The 14,605-nt window shown below is 50.1% G+C and carries 19 protein-coding genes; 13 read left to right on the forward strand and 6 right to left on the reverse strand.

Features of this window, described 5'->3' with window-relative positions; genetic code table 11:
* The first annotated feature begins 549 nt into the window (after positions 1-549).
* Both LKE08_RS23205 and LKE08_RS23210 read left to right on the forward strand, forming a co-directional pair.
* Positions 550-1,131, forward strand: a complete 582-nt coding sequence (locus tag LKE08_RS23205; protein ID WP_324706646.1) for a Uma2 family endonuclease — start codon at positions 550-552, stop codon at positions 1,129-1,131.
* Between the two features lie 196 nt (positions 1,132-1,327).
* The gene (locus tag LKE08_RS23210; RefSeq protein ID WP_324706647.1) at positions 1,328-2,287 is read left to right on the forward strand and encodes an ABC transporter permease; all 960 of its coding nucleotides are present in this window, start codon (positions 1,328-1,330) and stop codon (positions 2,285-2,287) included.
* 43 nt (positions 2,288-2,330) lie between these two features.
* Here the strand turns inward: LKE08_RS23210 and LKE08_RS23215 are convergent, their stop codons facing one another.
* The 3 genes from LKE08_RS23215 to recJ form a co-directional block, all read right to left on the reverse strand.
* The gene (locus LKE08_RS23215) at positions 2,331-3,161 is read right to left on the reverse strand and encodes a metallophosphoesterase (protein ID WP_324706648.1); all 831 of its coding nucleotides are present in this window, start codon (positions 3,159-3,161) and stop codon (positions 2,331-2,333) included.
* Between the two features lie 192 nt (positions 3,162-3,353).
* Positions 3,354-5,456, reverse strand: a complete 2,103-nt coding sequence (locus tag LKE08_RS23220) for a M3 family metallopeptidase (RefSeq protein ID WP_324706649.1) — start codon at positions 5,454-5,456, stop codon at positions 3,354-3,356.
* Between the two features lie 259 nt (positions 5,457-5,715).
* Positions 5,716-7,761 carry a single-stranded-DNA-specific exonuclease RecJ gene (recJ, locus tag LKE08_RS23225; protein ID WP_324706650.1) on the reverse strand — a complete coding sequence of 682 codons (2,046 nt, stop codon included), beginning with the start codon at positions 7,759-7,761 and terminating at the stop codon, positions 5,716-5,718.
* Positions 7,762-8,036: 275 nt separating this feature from the next.
* On the opposite strand from recJ, the gene LKE08_RS23230 reads away from it, so the two are divergent.
* The 3 genes from LKE08_RS23230 (at position 8,037) to LKE08_RS23240 (ending at position 9,944) form a co-directional block, all read left to right on the forward strand.
* A complete protein-coding gene (locus LKE08_RS23230; protein ID WP_324706651.1) occupies positions 8,037-8,660 on the forward strand; it encodes a hypothetical protein in 624 nt (207 codons plus the stop codon).
* 278 nt (positions 8,661-8,938) lie between these two features.
* Positions 8,939-9,568, forward strand: coding sequence for a Uma2 family endonuclease (locus tag LKE08_RS23235; RefSeq protein ID WP_324706652.1), 630 nt, complete (start codon positions 8,939-8,941; stop codon positions 9,566-9,568).
* Between the two features lie 46 nt (positions 9,569-9,614).
* Positions 9,615-9,944, forward strand: a complete 330-nt coding sequence (locus LKE08_RS23240; RefSeq protein WP_324706653.1) for a DUF29 family protein — start codon at positions 9,615-9,617, stop codon at positions 9,942-9,944.
* Here LKE08_RS23240 and LKE08_RS23245 read toward each other — a convergent pair.
* Positions 9,931-10,080 carry a hypothetical protein gene (locus tag LKE08_RS23245; RefSeq protein WP_324706654.1) on the reverse strand — a complete coding sequence of 50 codons (150 nt, stop codon included), beginning with the start codon at positions 10,078-10,080 and terminating at the stop codon, positions 9,931-9,933. The two genes, LKE08_RS23240 and LKE08_RS23245, sit on opposite strands and share 14 nt — an antisense overlap.
* A 283-nt stretch (positions 10,081-10,363) precedes the next feature.
* On the opposite strand from LKE08_RS23245, the gene LKE08_RS23250 reads away from it, so the two are divergent.
* The 8 genes from LKE08_RS23250 to LKE08_RS23285 all read left to right on the forward strand — a co-directional run bounded on the left by LKE08_RS23250 (position 10,364) and on the right by LKE08_RS23285 (position 13,342).
* Positions 10,364-10,582: a hypothetical protein gene (locus tag LKE08_RS23250; protein WP_324706655.1), complete on the forward strand. Its 219-nt coding sequence runs from the start codon at positions 10,364-10,366 to the stop codon at positions 10,580-10,582.
* Between the two features lie 16 nt (positions 10,583-10,598).
* Positions 10,599-10,853: a type II toxin-antitoxin system HicB family antitoxin gene (locus LKE08_RS23255; RefSeq protein ID WP_324706656.1), complete on the forward strand. Its 255-nt coding sequence runs from the start codon at positions 10,599-10,601 to the stop codon at positions 10,851-10,853.
* Positions 10,854-10,887: 34 nt separating this feature from the next.
* Complete coding sequence (locus tag LKE08_RS23260) at positions 10,888-11,097, forward strand: hypothetical protein (protein ID WP_324706657.1); 210 nt, start codon at positions 10,888-10,890, stop codon at positions 11,095-11,097.
* Positions 11,098-11,138: 41 nt separating this feature from the next.
* Complete coding sequence (locus tag LKE08_RS23265) at positions 11,139-11,330, forward strand: hypothetical protein (protein ID WP_324706658.1); 192 nt, start codon at positions 11,139-11,141, stop codon at positions 11,328-11,330.
* A gap of 11 nt (positions 11,331-11,341) precedes the next feature.
* Positions 11,342-11,671 carry a hypothetical protein gene (locus tag LKE08_RS23270; protein ID WP_324706659.1) on the forward strand — a complete coding sequence of 110 codons (330 nt, stop codon included), beginning with the start codon at positions 11,342-11,344 and terminating at the stop codon, positions 11,669-11,671.
* 532 nt (positions 11,672-12,203) lie between these two features.
* Positions 12,204-12,773 carry a Uma2 family endonuclease gene (locus tag LKE08_RS23275; RefSeq protein ID WP_324706660.1) on the forward strand — a complete coding sequence of 190 codons (570 nt, stop codon included), beginning with the start codon at positions 12,204-12,206 and terminating at the stop codon, positions 12,771-12,773.
* 9 nt (positions 12,774-12,782) lie between these two features.
* Positions 12,783-12,905, forward strand: coding sequence for a hypothetical protein (locus LKE08_RS23280; protein ID WP_324706661.1), 123 nt, complete (start codon positions 12,783-12,785; stop codon positions 12,903-12,905).
* A gap of 302 nt (positions 12,906-13,207) precedes the next feature.
* On the forward strand, positions 13,208-13,342 hold the full coding sequence (locus tag LKE08_RS23285) for a hypothetical protein (RefSeq protein ID WP_324706662.1): 135 nt from the start codon (positions 13,208-13,210) through the stop codon (positions 13,340-13,342).
* A 240-nt stretch (positions 13,343-13,582) separates the two neighbouring features.
* On the opposite strand, the gene LKE08_RS23290 is transcribed toward LKE08_RS23285, so the two are convergent.
* Complete coding sequence (locus tag LKE08_RS23290) at positions 13,583-14,083, reverse strand: DUF3368 domain-containing protein (RefSeq protein WP_324706663.1); 501 nt, start codon at positions 14,081-14,083, stop codon at positions 13,583-13,585.
* Positions 14,080-14,325: a UPF0175 family protein gene (locus LKE08_RS23295; protein ID WP_324706664.1), complete on the reverse strand. Its 246-nt coding sequence runs from the start codon at positions 14,323-14,325 to the stop codon at positions 14,080-14,082. The genes LKE08_RS23290 and LKE08_RS23295 overlap by 4 nt, the downstream gene beginning before the upstream one ends.
* Positions 14,326-14,605: the final 280 nt, after the last annotated feature.

The raw sequence follows: 14,605 nt of genomic DNA on the forward strand, positions 1-14,605 counted from the left end.
AGCCGTGTGAGGTGAAAGTCTCATGCACGCTTGGAGAATGGGAGGGGGAGAAGGTGACTTCTCTCTCGACCCCTAATCATGTCCGCCAGAATTGTTTGAACAAAAACGATTTCTATCGTTCGGCAATCAGAAACTGCGGGGAGGGGAAAGGGCGAATTGTCCGTTTCCTTTCCCGCAATTTTAGGATGGCAAAATTTGTCGGATCTCTTCCACGGGAGAGGGTGAATGCCATTCGCCCCGATTTTTGACGATCGCCCCTCATCGGAAGATTGCAAAATCTGTTGAATCTCTGACAATGGCAAGCCCAAAAGTTGTGCGATCGCTTCCGGGCTATTTCCCAAATTTGCCCGAGGAAGAAACCGGGTTTATCGGGCAAATTTGGGTGGGGAGGAGAGATGTTGGTAGAAACCCGGTTTCTAGGTTTATGGTGGGGGAAGTAACCTGACCTCCACAATGCGGCCGGCGTACCTTAAAATAGATGAGATAGCACCGATTGAATGCCCCCCAAATGTGTAATCGTCCATTTTCTAGTCCGAGAGGAAATCAACAATGATTGCCATTCCAGAACGTCCACCTTTCGCCCCCGAAGAATACCTCGAATGGGAAGAAAAACAACCCCTCAAATATGAATATATTGACGGTCAAGTATTTGCCATGACCGGGGGAAGTATTCCCCACAACGATATCGCCGTCAACCTGACCACGGCCCTCAAAAATCACCTGCGCGGCAGGGGATGTAAAGTTTCGATGGCCGATGCCAAACTCGGCATTTCCGAAGCCGGCCCCTTTTTCTATCCAGATGTGATGGTCACTTGCGACGAAACCGACCGACGCGCCACCAAAGTCCTCTATCACCCCCGCCTGATTGTCGAAGTTATCTCCCCCAAGACGGAAGCGGTTGACCGGGGCCGAAAGTTTCAAAATTACCGTCGTATCTCCAGTTTAAAAGAATACGTTTTGATCGACACGAAACGGGCGATCGTGGAATGTTTCCGACTGAATGAAAGTGGAATTTGGGAACTTTACAATTATGGGGAAGGAGATGAAATACAACTGACCAGCGTCGATTTCAGCTTTCCCATCGACCTGCTTTATGAAGATGTCATTTTTGAAGAAACCGACACGAATTGACCTGAATTTGATAGTCCCGAGGTATCGATGACAACAATCACAGCCAACCTTTGGCTTTCATAATTGATGGTATTTTTTACCATTTTAGCAGGATTTTCGGAAAAGAAACCGAGTTTCTGAATTGATATTTTTCTGATTTTGATGATAAGATTGTCAAGCTACGCTGGATTGACGACAAATTGCAGAATTGGAACCGATGACTCGATATATTATCAATCGCCTGTTGGGTGCCATTCCCACTTTGATCGCCATCAGTTTGGTGTTATTTTTAGTCTTGGCACTAGCCCCCGGCGACCCGATGGGGGAGTTCGCCACCAACCCTTCGATTACGGCGGAAGTGCGGGAAAATATTCGGCGATCGCTCGGATTAGACCAACCCCTTCCCATCCGTTATATTAAATGGGCGTGGTCTTTTTTGCAAGGGGATATGGGCTATTCTTTCACCAGCCGTACCCCGGTGGGCGAACTGATTTTGCAGCGCCTCCCAGCGACGCTTTGGATTGCCGGGACTGCTTATTTATTGGCGATCGCGATCGCGTTTCCCCTGGGCATCATTTCCGCCCTCAAACGCCACTCTATTTTCGACCAAGTAGCCACGACTTTCGCTTTTTTGGGATTCTCTCTCCCCCCCTTCTTCACCGGACTGCTCTTCATCATTCTTTTCAGCGTCCAGCTCGACTGGTTTCCCTTTATTTATAATAGCACATTAAAAGTCACCAACCTGCAAACCTTTGGGGAACAAATCAAACAGTCGGTGATGCCGATCGCCGTTTTAACTCTATTTCAAGCTGCCCCATTAATGCGATTTATCCGTTCTTCGATGTTGGAAGAATTGAACCGGGATTACGTCCGCACAGCCCAGGCTAAAGGGTTGCCCAATTTTCAGGTCGTCAACGGTCATATTTTACGCAATGCTTTGATTCCGGTCGTCACCCTGATGGCATTAAATATTCCGGCTATTTTTACCGGCGCATTGATCACGGAACAGGTGTTTCGGGTTCCGGGCATTGGGGCGCTGTTGATCGAGTCGATTTATCGCAGCGATACCCCTGTCGTCATGGCGATTACGTTTATTTACGCCATTTTTGTTGTTCTGTTTAATCTGGCGGCAGATATTTTGTACGGGTTTTTAGATCCTCGGGTGCAATATAAATAGTGGATTTTAACCACTCCAGGCACTCCAGGACACGGAGAAATTTTTATTTCCGAGTTAGGGTGATGAGTGTGAGTTCTGGGGGACAGTTGAAACGGCCGGGGAAATAGGTTCCCAGGCCGCGATTGACGTAGAGGGTATTGTCGCCGACGGGATGCAAGCCGGACGCCCATTCCCAGTGTTTGAATATGTGGAGACATCCCGATCGGAAGGGGAACAGCCACCGCAGATGTCGGGGAATTTTGCGGCGAATTTTTTGCAGCCAACCGGGCAAGGCGCCGATCAAAGGTAATACGATTTGGCCGCCGTGGGTGTGGCCGGACAATTGCAGATCGACGCGCCAAGGTTGCAGCATGGCGGCGGTGTCGGGGTTGTGGGATAGGACGATGCGGGGGAGGGTTTCGGGGATTGATTTCATCACCGATTCGGGGTAAAATTGTTTGGAAAATAAGTCGGGAAATCCGACGATCGCCAGTTCGGAACCGAGGGGATAGACGATTTCGTTGCAGAGGACGCGGATGCCGATTTGAGTCAAGGCTGCGGTAATTTCGCGGATGGAATGGGGGTAGTGATTGTCGTGATTTCCCAAAACGGCATAAATTCCGGCCCGGGTTTGCAGGTGTTTGAGGTGTCGGACGAGGCGGTGGACGGGTTGGGTGTCGCGGGTGACGAAATCTCCGGTCAGGAAAACCAGGTCGGGTTCGAGGCGGTTGGATGTGGCGATCGCTTCGTCGAGGAGGGCATCGGAGAGCCGCACGCCGTCATAGTGAAAATCGCTGAGTTGGACGAGGCGGGTTCCTTCCAGGTGGGGGGGAAGATCCGCGATCGCAATTTCCAGGGAATCGACTTTTAATTTGCTGACGAATAGTGGGCGCATAATTGTGATAAAAAAAGATCCGTTTGTTGTTGCGCTTGGGCGCCACTGAGGGGCTAAAGCCCAACAACGGGGGGATGTCGTTGTTGCGCTTTAGCGCGGTAAAGAGGGGTTCCCGCCCCAACAACGGGGGGATGTCGTTGTTGCGCTTTAGCGCGGTAAAGAGGGGTTCCCGCCCCAACAACGGACAATTTTCTAAGTTGCGGGGATTAATCCGGAATGAATCAGCAGGGGTTTGGTGCTCGGTTCCCGTCCTCGGAAGGTTTTGAACACCTCCATTGGGTGGAGGCTGCCGCCGAGTCCCAAAACGGTGTCGCGGAATTGTTTTCCGACGGATGCGATCGCGCTTTCATTTTCCAATCCCGCTTCTTCAAAGGCGGCGAAGGCGTCGGCACTCAGGACTTCCGCCCATTTGTAACTGTAGTAACCCGCCGCATATCCCCCGGCGAAAATGTGGTTGAAGGCGCACAAAAACGAGTCTTCCGGCAGGGGTTTTAAAACGGTGGTTTTGGCCGCGATGCGGTTGCGAAGTTCGTTCACCGTTTCTTTTCCGCCCGGTTGGTAGCGGTGGTGCAATTCCAGATCCACGAACCCGAAATGTAACTGCCTCAACGTCGCCGTCCCACTCATGTAAGTGCGGGCGGCGAGGAGTTTTTGATAGTAATGTTCGGGGAGGGGTTCGCCGGTTTCGTAGTGCCGCGCCATGCCGAATAAGGTGGCGCGATCGTAACACCAATTTTCCATAAATTGGCTGGGCAATTCCACCGCATCCCACTCGACGTTATTGATACCCGCCGCCCCCGGATAATCGACGGTGGTTAGCATATGTTGCAAACCGTGGCCGAATTCGTGGAACAGGGTTTCCACCTCCGCGAAGGTCATCAAACTGGGCTTTCCGTCCACCGGGGGAGTCTGGTTGCACTGCAAATAGGCGACGGGAAGGCGAATTTTAGTGTGGCCGTCTTCGATGAGTTTCGCCCGGGTGACGCACTCGTCCATCCAGGCGCCGCCGCGTTTTTCCGACGGACGGCTGTAGGGGTCTAGGTAAAAATAGGCGATCGCTTCCCCAGTTGAATCAGCCACTTGGAAATAGCGGACGTCGGGATGCCAAACCGGCGCCAACCCGTCCGCCGGGGTGATAGCGATATTGAAAATCCGCTTAACCAGTCCGAATAACCCGTCCAAAACTTGGGGGAGGGGGAAATAGGGCCGCAATTCTTCGGCGGTGTAGGAAAACTTTTCTTCCCGCTGGCGTTCCGACCAAAATGGGATATCCCAATGTTTGAGATCGGCCGCTTCCGGGGCGTTTTTGGAGGCGGCGAAGGCTTTGAGGTCTTCAAATTCTTTCATCCCGGCGTCGTAGCTGGCGGCCCGCAATTCCTCCAACAGTTCTTCGACGGCGGCGACATTGGGCGCCATTTTACTCGCCAAACTCAATTCGGCGTAGCTGGGAAAACCGAGGATGTGGGCCTTTTGCCGACGCAGGTCCAAAATCCGTTCGATCGCGGGGGAATTGTCCAGATCCCCTTCCGATGCCCGGGTGATGTAGGCCCGGTAGACGGTTTCCCGCAGGTCGCGGCGGGTGCTGTATTTCAAAAACGGCCCGAAACTGGGAAAGTCGAGGGTGATCCGCCAGGGGCCATTTTCCGGGGTGGCGGCGTCTTCTCCGGCTTCCCGGGCGGCGAGTGCGGCGAGACTCAGGAGGCTGGGGGGGAGGCCGTCTACCTCTTGTTTGGTTGTCAGGGTGAGGCCGAAGGCTTTGGTGGCGTCGAGGACGTGGTTGGAAAATTTGGTGGACAGGTCCGCGAGTTCGAGTTGGATGGCGTTGAAGCGATCGCGGATTTCTCCTTCTAAACCGACGCCGGAGAGTTCCGCGTCCCGAATGGCGGCTTCGACGATCCGCTTTTGGGCGGGTTCGAGTACGTCCCACTCGGGGGAGTCCGCCAGGGCTTTGAAGGCTTTGTAGATGGGCTGGCTTTGGTTGAGGCGGTTGATAAATTGCACCACCTGGGGTTGGACGGTTTCGTGGGCCTTCCGCAATTCGGGGCTATTTTTCACCCCCATCAGGTGGTTGACGATTCCCCAACTCCAAATTAAGCGTTCTTGGAGGCTTTGCAGGGGCTCGACGATCCCGGACCAGGTGGGTTGGGCGGTTTCTTCCAGACGGGTGAGTTCGGCGTCGAGTTCGGCTAAAAGTTGCGTCATCCCCGGGACGACGTGTTCCGGCGTGATGTCGGCGAACGGGGGGAGTCCTTTGCCGATCAGGAGCGGATTTTGGGTCATGGTACTGGTATTCATCAAATTGCGATTGATTGCCAAAAGAGCTTCTTTATAGTTTAGTATCGCTCAGGGGTTAGTCGGATTGACTTCAGTTTGGCGATCGCCGATCGCCCTCTTCCCTTGCGAATGGGCAACCCGAGACGGTTGCCCCCACCGGGGGGGCGAATGGGCAACCCGAGACGGTTGCCCCCACCGGGGGGGCGAATGGGCAACCCGAGACGGTTGCCCCCACGGGGGGGCGGGGGGACGGCGATCGATTGGCGGTCAAATCAGCGGATCAGACTCTAAACGACATCTGAGTCCCCAACGCATCCTGGGCCCTCTCGATCAGATCCGCAAAGAAGGGTTTGGAAATATCGACGGTTCGGGCGCGATCGCGACTTGTCCCCAACAGTCCCGTCGGCTGTCCGGCGAGTATGGCGAGCACTTCCCCTTTCTGGTTGCGAATTCGCAGTTCACAGGACGCACCGACGGCGACAATACTGCAATGGTAGGGGCGATCGCGATAGTGAAATTCTGCCACTTTTTTGGGGGGGGTTGCTGGCGTTTGGGGGAGGCGGACGCCGAGGATTTCTAACTCGATGGAGGTCTGACCGTTCCAGGTGTTGTCCCGCAGTTTGTACGCCACATCCAACCGCTGCGGCAGGGGGTAATAGTCGCCCCACCGCCACGCGATCGCCGATAAAGTTGGCAGGGCGGACAGCGGCATTCCGGGTTCGGGATCTTGGGATAAGGTGAGTTTGATGTGACCTTTTCCGACAATTTTTTGTTGCAAGATCCGCAAATTTGGAGTCCAAAATGTGGGGGGATTATTTTCGATCCCGCAGGGTTGCAATCGGTCGATTTGTTGGTAGAGATCGAAGTTGATATCGGACAAATTCGCCCGGGTGTCAACCGTCACCAAAGGCCGCAGGTGTTCCGGTTGCAAACATTGGTGGGCGAACTGGCTGAGGCGATCGCGAAAGGCTTCCAGATTTTCGACGGGGAGGGAAAATCCCCCGGCGGCTTTGTGTCCGCCAAATTTCCCCAGCAGATCTCGGCAAAATTCTAAGGCTTCAAAAACGTTAAATTCGGGAATTCCCCGCGCCGAACCCCGGATGGTTTCGTCGTCTTCGTAGGTGCCGATAAATACGGGGGCGCCGTAGCGTTCTACCAGGCGAGAGGCGACGATACCGATGACGCCGTGATGCCATTCTTTTTGGACGGGAACTAACACGCGATCGCCCTGAATATCGATAGCGTTAGTTTCACACCAGGCGATCGCTTCTTCCTCAATTTCCGCGCACAATTGTTGTCGCCGCTGGTTGATTTGTTCGCACTGCATCGCCCGTTCCAGGGCAATGCCCATATTGTCCGTCGTCAATAACTCGATCACCACCTGGGGATCGTCGATGCGCCCCACCGCATTGATGCGCGGCCCGAGGCGAAAGCCGATATCATCGGGTTTGAGAGGCGTGGTATTTTCCCCCGGTTTTTGCGTGGTGGAAACGCCGCCCACTTGGATCAGGGCTTGGACTCCCGGAATTGGCGAATGGGGCAATAATTTTAATCCCCGCTTCACCCAGCGGCGGTTGACTCCGTTTAGGGGGGCGAGATCGGCGATCGTTCCGAGGGTAAATAATTCCAACAACGGCCTCACTAACCCCTGCATTTGTTCTAATCTTTGCGCCAGACAGATCGCCAAAACGTAGGCGACACCGACCCCCGCCAAGCCGTAATAGGGGGAGGTTTCGGGCAGTAATTTCGGGTTCAAAATGGCGTCCGCTTCCGGGAGCACCGGGGGCAGGTCGTGGTGGTCGGTGATGATGACGTTGAGTCCGAGTTCCTTGGCCCGGGCGACGGGGCCAGCGGCGGCGATGCCGTTATCGACGGTGAGGACTAGGGAAATGCCCTCCTCGTGGAATTCCTCGACGATGCGGTTGTTGATGCCGTAGCCTTCTCGCATCCGGCTGGGGATGGCGTAGGTGACATCGGCGCCCAACTCGGAGAGCGATCGCATCAGCAGGGCCGTGCTGGTCATCCCATCGGCGTCGTAGTCCCCGCAGATGGCGATTTTTTGGTTATTTTTAATGGCCGTTTGCAGCAGATCCACGCTTTTGGGCAGGTCTGGAAATTCCCCCATCGGTTCGGGCAAATGCTCGGAGTCCGGGTTGAGGAAGGCTTCCGCTTCCCGGGGGGTTTCGATGCCCCGGTTGATGAGAACTTGGGCGAGGATGGGGTGGAGTCCGGTGGCGGCAACGAGGACTTCGGCGACATCGGGGCGGTGGGGGAAGATGTGCCAGCGTTGGTTGGGGATGGATGGGTTGGGGTGTTGCTCTTGCACGGTTGCTCTGACTCGTCCGGGACTCCGTTTATTTTACGCCAAAGGTGGGGGGTGCGATCGCTTTGTTTTTTTTAAATTTGCGATCGGCTGCACCAGGTTTAAACTGTCAAAATTATGATACCATAAACTCGGGAATATTATCAATCTATTTAGAGGGAAGCTCTAGATGTCAATTGTCAATCACATCAGACTAGCTTTCGGTTCAGACCTGCCCTTTACAAAACTGTCATAATCTGCTATTATTCCAATATAAAAAGTCTGTTTATATGACTACAATGACACCGAAAATTCCTGACCTCTATGCTGCCAGACGCAGACTTTTTTTGAACCTTGTTAAGAAGCGAGTCAAGCCGGGAACGGGAAGTAGTCTGGATTTTTTAGATCGACGAACTTGGTGTAATCCTGTGACCCCTCTTAAAGCCATTATCAAACAAGCTCCTTTTGTGATTGTCGGTGGTGTTGCCACTCGGCTGTATATGCCCGAGCGCATGACCCTGGATTTGGATATTTTGATCGAGTCAAAAGATGGGGTGCTGGTTTATCAAGATTTGGAAAAGGCTGGCAGTGAAAAAAAGGGTGAGCTGAGTATTCCTGGCAAATGGAAACTGCCTGATGGGACTTCTCTAGATGTCTTGGAAGTCAGTCATCCCTGGGGATCGGAGGCCGTCAAGTCTCCGAATTATAGTCCTGATGGACTGCCCGTGATCGGTCTGCCTTATTTGGTGTTGATGAAACTTTTGGCTGGACGTAGCCAGGATTTGGCAGATATTAGTCGGATGCTGGGAGGAGCCCCAGAGCCGAGTCTTGAGGAAGTTAGAAAAGTGATCTGTCAATATCTACCCAGTGCAATGGAAGACCTGGAAAGCTTGATTGTACTGGGTCAGCTAGAACGAGGCTAAGGAACAAACGGCGATATCTGTCGGTTCGATCGCTTCAACTCACGACCAAAGTTTCTAGCCACACAGAATGGCTGGCATCGGCAACGCATTCCACAACACTTAATTTTAGCACTCGACGCGAAAGGTGTTTGATGTGATTCGGCGGGTGCAGCCGTCCCAACTGCCGGGGGCTGGCAATGCTTTGGAGGCTCGAAATTCGTGTTATAATAGATATCCGTCGAAATTTGATTTGAAACCTGGAACTTTGTCGGGAATGATTAAGGATGCGGAGGTTAGATATGTTAGCCCAGACAGAAGAACAGAAAGATTTATTGACTTTAGAGGAGTTTCTGGATTGGTATCCGGATGGTTACGAGGGTCGATTTGAATTGCACGATGGGGAGATCTTTAAAATGCAGCCGACTGGAACTCATGAAAAAGTAGCTGGTTTTCTGGCTCTGGAACTGGGGGTGGAAATTAAACGTTTGAATTTGCCATTTTTTATCCCCCGCCAAGGACTCATTAAAGCCATAGATTCTGATCAGTCGGCTTATATTCCCGATGTCATGGTATTAGATGATAATGCTATGGAGAATGAGCAAATGTGGAACAAGCGTTCTACTATTACTCAAGGTTCGAGTATTAAATTGGCAGTAGAAGTGGTCAGTACCAATTGGCAAGATGATTATTTAACAAAGCTGGCAGAATATGAAAAATTAGGGATAGGCGAGTATTGGATCGTCGATTATTTGGGGTTGGGAGGTCGGCGTTATATCGGAGATCCGAAGCAACCGACTATTTCGATTTATGATTGGGTTGATGGGGAATATCGGGTCAATTTATTTAGAGGTCAAGATAGTCTGCGATCGCCAACTTTCCCGGAGTTAAACTTGACGGCAGAACAGATATTTGCAGTCGCCCAGAATTGACTCTCATTACCATACTTTATTTTGGTTGACAATGGGAGGTAATCCGATGAATAATGATGTTTCAGATCTTTATGAACAAGATTATTATCTTTGGCTTCAAGAAACCTATCAAACACTTGATAAAAAAGAGATAAATAGACTTGATTTTCCGCATCTAATGGAGGAGATTTTAAGTTTGGAAAACGAACAAAGACGAAAAGTATCTGGCTATTACGCTCAATTAAGCCCGCAATTAACTTTGGGAGGAACGGGAGTTATACCGATTGAGGACTGGGACGATCGCCACGTTATCTTTCGGCTCAGAGCCCCCAGAATTGGGGGTTTGTGGGCGAGAAGATTTTCGGCTCATATAATTGCTTTGATTAAGTGTTGTTGAAAACATCCCCAACACATAAATTTGGGGGTAAAGTTCGACCCAAATCCTCATAAATCTCGACCACGGCGGCCAGGGCATCCTGAACGTTGGCGAGGGCTTCCTCAGCGGTGTCGCCCTCGGTCAGAAGTTCTGGCAAGAGTGGGGACGTAATAGTAAATCCCCCTCCGGGTTGGGGGGAGAGCAGCAAAGGAACTTTATAAAGCATTGTTTGGAGATTCTCCTTTTGGGTTGAGTCGTCTCGAATATTTTCCAGTTTTTATAACGCCTAATTTTAGCACTTGTAGCTGTTTTTAGTCAATGCTTTGAAGTGAGTGGCGATCGCTCCACGCACAGGCTACGCGATCGCTCATCGCGTAGCACAGGCATCTTGCCTGTAGAATCGAAAGCGATCGCTCCCATCCTGTCAACCCCCAGCTTTCATGACCCCATCGGAATCGCTGACGACACCCGTTGTTGCGATCGCATTCCGGCGTCCGGATATGACGCGGAGGGTGTTTGATGTGATGCGGCGAGTCAAGCCGTCCGAAGGGCGGGCAATGCTTTGGAAGCTCGAAATTCGTGTTATAATAGATAGCCATCGAAATTTGAGAGGTGAGTTGATGCGGTCTATCAAGGGAATTTTTAAAGACGGGTTCTAGATTTTAGGAGTGGTGTATGAATGCAAAGCCCATGTCTACTTCGGAACCAAAAATTTATAATTACACGGTGATTTTTGAAAAAGAATCAGAGGGGGGTTATCATGCTTTTTGTCCGGTTTTGAAAGGGTGTCACAGTCAGGGAGATAATTTTGAGGAAGCCTTGGTAAATATCACGGAAGCAATGGAATTATATATTGATAGTTTGCTTGAGGATAAAGAACCGATACCTGAAGAGAATCCGATCATCAAGCCTGTCCAGATCGCCCGATGAGTAATTTTCCGACAGTTAAGGCGAAAGATTTTAGATGGTTGAATGTAAAATTTACCTTGATGTTTGTTGTTTGAACCGCCCCTTTGATGATTGGAGTCAAGAACGGATTCGCATAGAAGGAGAAGCTGTCCTCAACATTCTCCATCGAATTAATGCCCAAGGTTGGCAGTTGATTATGAGTGAAACAATTGCAGCAGAACTGGAAAAAATGAGCGATTTAGAAAAAAGTGAGCAATCCGGTTAATTGGTTGATGACGATTTTTCAACAAGAAGGAGGAATGACTGATGACACCTATTGAATTGAGAAGACAAGGTTATCAAGTTTTAGTTGAGAATCTGGGTCAAATTAATGCGATTCGCTTTTTACAACAGGTGGGATGGGGACATGGCGATTACACGAAAGAAAGAGAACATCTGCTACAGTCGGTGACGCGAGATGAGTTTTGGCAAGACATTCAGAAAATTAGAAATCGCTGAGATAGGAATTTATGGAAAATCGGCTGGTTAATCTAGATAATGAAACTTTAAGACAAATCGATATTTTATCCAAAAAGCAGAATTTGTCTCCCGATCAAATTACTAAATTAGCGATCGAATTTTGCTCCCTGCTGCCACCGGCTGTATGGTTGGCTGGCAACGTCGTTTCCGGTGCAGAAAAAGTTGAGATGGCTAATATTGTCGCCCGGGCTATTTTGGAAAGTCAGTATCATGAAGCTATAGAAAAAATTAAACCGCAGCTAAATAAGGAGTGGTTGGATTCTTTGGTAACTGAAGACGATATCCTTGATGCTGCGGTTAAGCTAACTCAAGATGACTGAGACTTTAAGGTTGTGCTTGGACCTTAATATTTGGTGTGCGGCCCTATTAGCTTCGGTGAGAGGAAGAGAGGGAACGTCTTGCCAAACTTTGGTGGACATAGTTCGCCAGGGCAGTTGTTTGGTGGGAAAAGTCGAGCTCGTCATCTCTTGGGGAATGTTGAATAGGTTGCAAGAGGTTCTAGAAAATCGACCGGAACTTCAAGTTTTGCGGGATGATGCGGTTTTTTATGTTGAGTTAATACGCAGTTATGCTCAATTAAGCCCGCAATTAACTTTGGGAGGAACGGGAGTTATACCGATTGAGGACTGGGACGATCGCGACTTCTGCTAATATACCCGCTTATGGGGGGAGTAAGGGGGGATGTGGGCTGGGAGTCGGCGGTTGGCGATCGCTTTGACGGGTGATATAATTCGGGTTGAGGGGTCAATAAATTCTTTCACAGCAGGGGGAGGTTGGATGAGGCGATCGCGAGATTGAGTACCCAGTAAAAAGGAATCTCCACATTAATCCCACATTGTTAGGAGGTCAAACGTGGTTGCAGTAAATCCAGCGGTCACAAAAGTTTCCTTAGAGGATTTTTTAAAACTTCCTGAAACCAAACCTTATTCTGAATATCTCGATGGAGAGATAGCACAGAAACCCATGCCGCAGGGAGAACATAGTATTATCCAAACCTATCTATCTGCCAGAATCAATGACATTGGCAAAGCGAACAAGGGGGCTTTAGCATTCACAGAGTTAAGGTGTACTTTTGGCGGACGTTCTCTGGTGCCTGACATTTCTGTTTTCGCTTGGGAACGCATCCCTAAGACGGAACAAGGAAGAATTCAAAATCGCTTTGAAGTTTGTCCGGATTGGGTGATTGAAATTTTATCTCCTGAGCAATCTGCCAACCAGGTAATTAAAAAGATTATTTTTAGTCTGAAGCAGGGAACAGAGTTGGGATGGTTAATCGACCCCAAAGATGAATCAGTGATGATATTTCAACTCAATCAATTGCCAGATATCCCCTCAAAACAGGAATTTTTGCCGGTTTTAGAGAGTGTTAAAGAGATGCAGTTATCGACTACGGAAATTTTTAATTGGCTGAAAATTGAGTGACGGAATTCAATGTTATGGCGGCGTGGGGGTGCGGTGGTGAATGTCAGTCCTGTTGAAGCGATCGCGACTTCTGCTAATATACCCGCTTATGGGGGGAGTAAGGGGGGATTCGGCGGTTGGCGATCGCTTTGACGGGTGATATAATTCCGGTTGATGCCTCAATAAATTCTTTCACCCTGAGTGAAGATATCCTCGGTCAAACATTCGGCTACAAATCCGCCATCTTCTTCCTGATACACTTCAAAAATGATGACTGGATTCATTTTTATTCTCCTCGTTCATGGTTGACATCAATCCTAAAAAATGGTCGCTATTTTCATTCAAACTTTGACCCAGAAGAAGCCTGTTCGGTTCTGATCGTACCACAAGCTGATCCGTTAAAGTGTGCGACGATCGCATTCCGATCACTCCCATCCCGTCAACCCCCAGCCCTCATGGCTCCATCGGAATTGCTGACGACACCCGTTGTTGCGATCGCATTCCGGCGCCCGGACACGACTCGGAAGGTGTTTGATGTGATGCGGCGGGTGAAGCCGTCCCAACAGAAGCGCGATCGCACCGGATATTAACTCCTGTAACTCAGCCGGCGCTCTATTACATATTTTAAAAAATTGTCAAGTTCGGATAACAGAACACTTTATTTCGGTAAACCGAACGGCAATTCGTGCTACACTCACGCTCTTCGCGTAGCACAGGCATCTTGCCTGTATAATCGGGAGCGTCGCACCCATCCTGTCAACCCCCAGCGCTCAAGGCCCCATCGGAATTGCTGACGACACCCGTTGTTGCGATCGTATGCCAATTGTTTGCTATTCTTCTGCCAGTTTTAAAAAATGTTGATAGAGTTTGCTCTCTATCCGAAACTTCGCATCTTCGATCAATTGATCGATTAAAGGCTGTACGGCAGGAATCGCCCCTTGATGTTTGGCTTGTAGTAAAACACCCAGCAATCCGGTTACTTTTAATTGATAATCAGTTGCCAGCGCTCTGCCTCTCCGTTCATCCATGAGGAGTAGATCGGATCTCAATTCGAGAGCCAGTACGATCGCTTCCGCTTCTCCGAGATGAATGTGCCGTTGGGCCGCCAAAATTTCGTCAACTTGTCGGGTATTTTGGACGGGTCGAGTTACAATCCAGGGCAATGTTTGGACTTCGAGAGTGCCGGGAACGGGTTCGTCAATTCCGGCTGGGGTCAATTCATTATAAACGGCGACGGGAATGGTGATTGTTCCATAAAGTAAATGTAGCAGATCTAGTTTTTCTATGGCTGCGAGATTGGTAATTGGGGACGTGTCGCTGACAACAATCATAGGAGTCCCAGTGTTTTTAGGGTTTGTACATCTTGATTGAGTTCCTCAACGTCATAATTCAGACATAAATCTCTTTTGGCGAGTTCGTGCTGAAATTCTAAAACAGTTAAACCCAACCAAGCCCGCACTTGTCCGCTGCTAATTTTGTTTTTTTTGTACAGGATTAATGCCAAATCGATCTTTAATTCATCTTCGCTGACTTCGGCGGCTTTTAAAATCTCTTCGGGAATGACAATACTCATAGACTCTCCCTTATTTCTTTGCTTTAGATTATACCACGACAGTTTCTAGAACGCCGGGGATTAGGCAGGGTTGAAAACCCACGCCCCAGTCAATTTCCAAAAGTGTGCGACGATCGCGTTCCGATCGCTCTTCGTGTAGCACGGGCATCTTGCCTGTATAATCGGGGGTGCGATCGCGCGACGCGCACGCTACGCGATCGCTGGTAGTGGACCGACACGGCTAAAAATGTGCTTTCGTGTAGGGTGGGTTAGGCGGCTGAAACCCAGGCTGTGATGGCAA

Source organism: Lyngbya sp. CCY1209 (assembly GCF_035615495.1).
GTDB lineage: Bacteria > Cyanobacteriota > Cyanobacteriia > Cyanobacteriales > Microcoleaceae > Limnospira.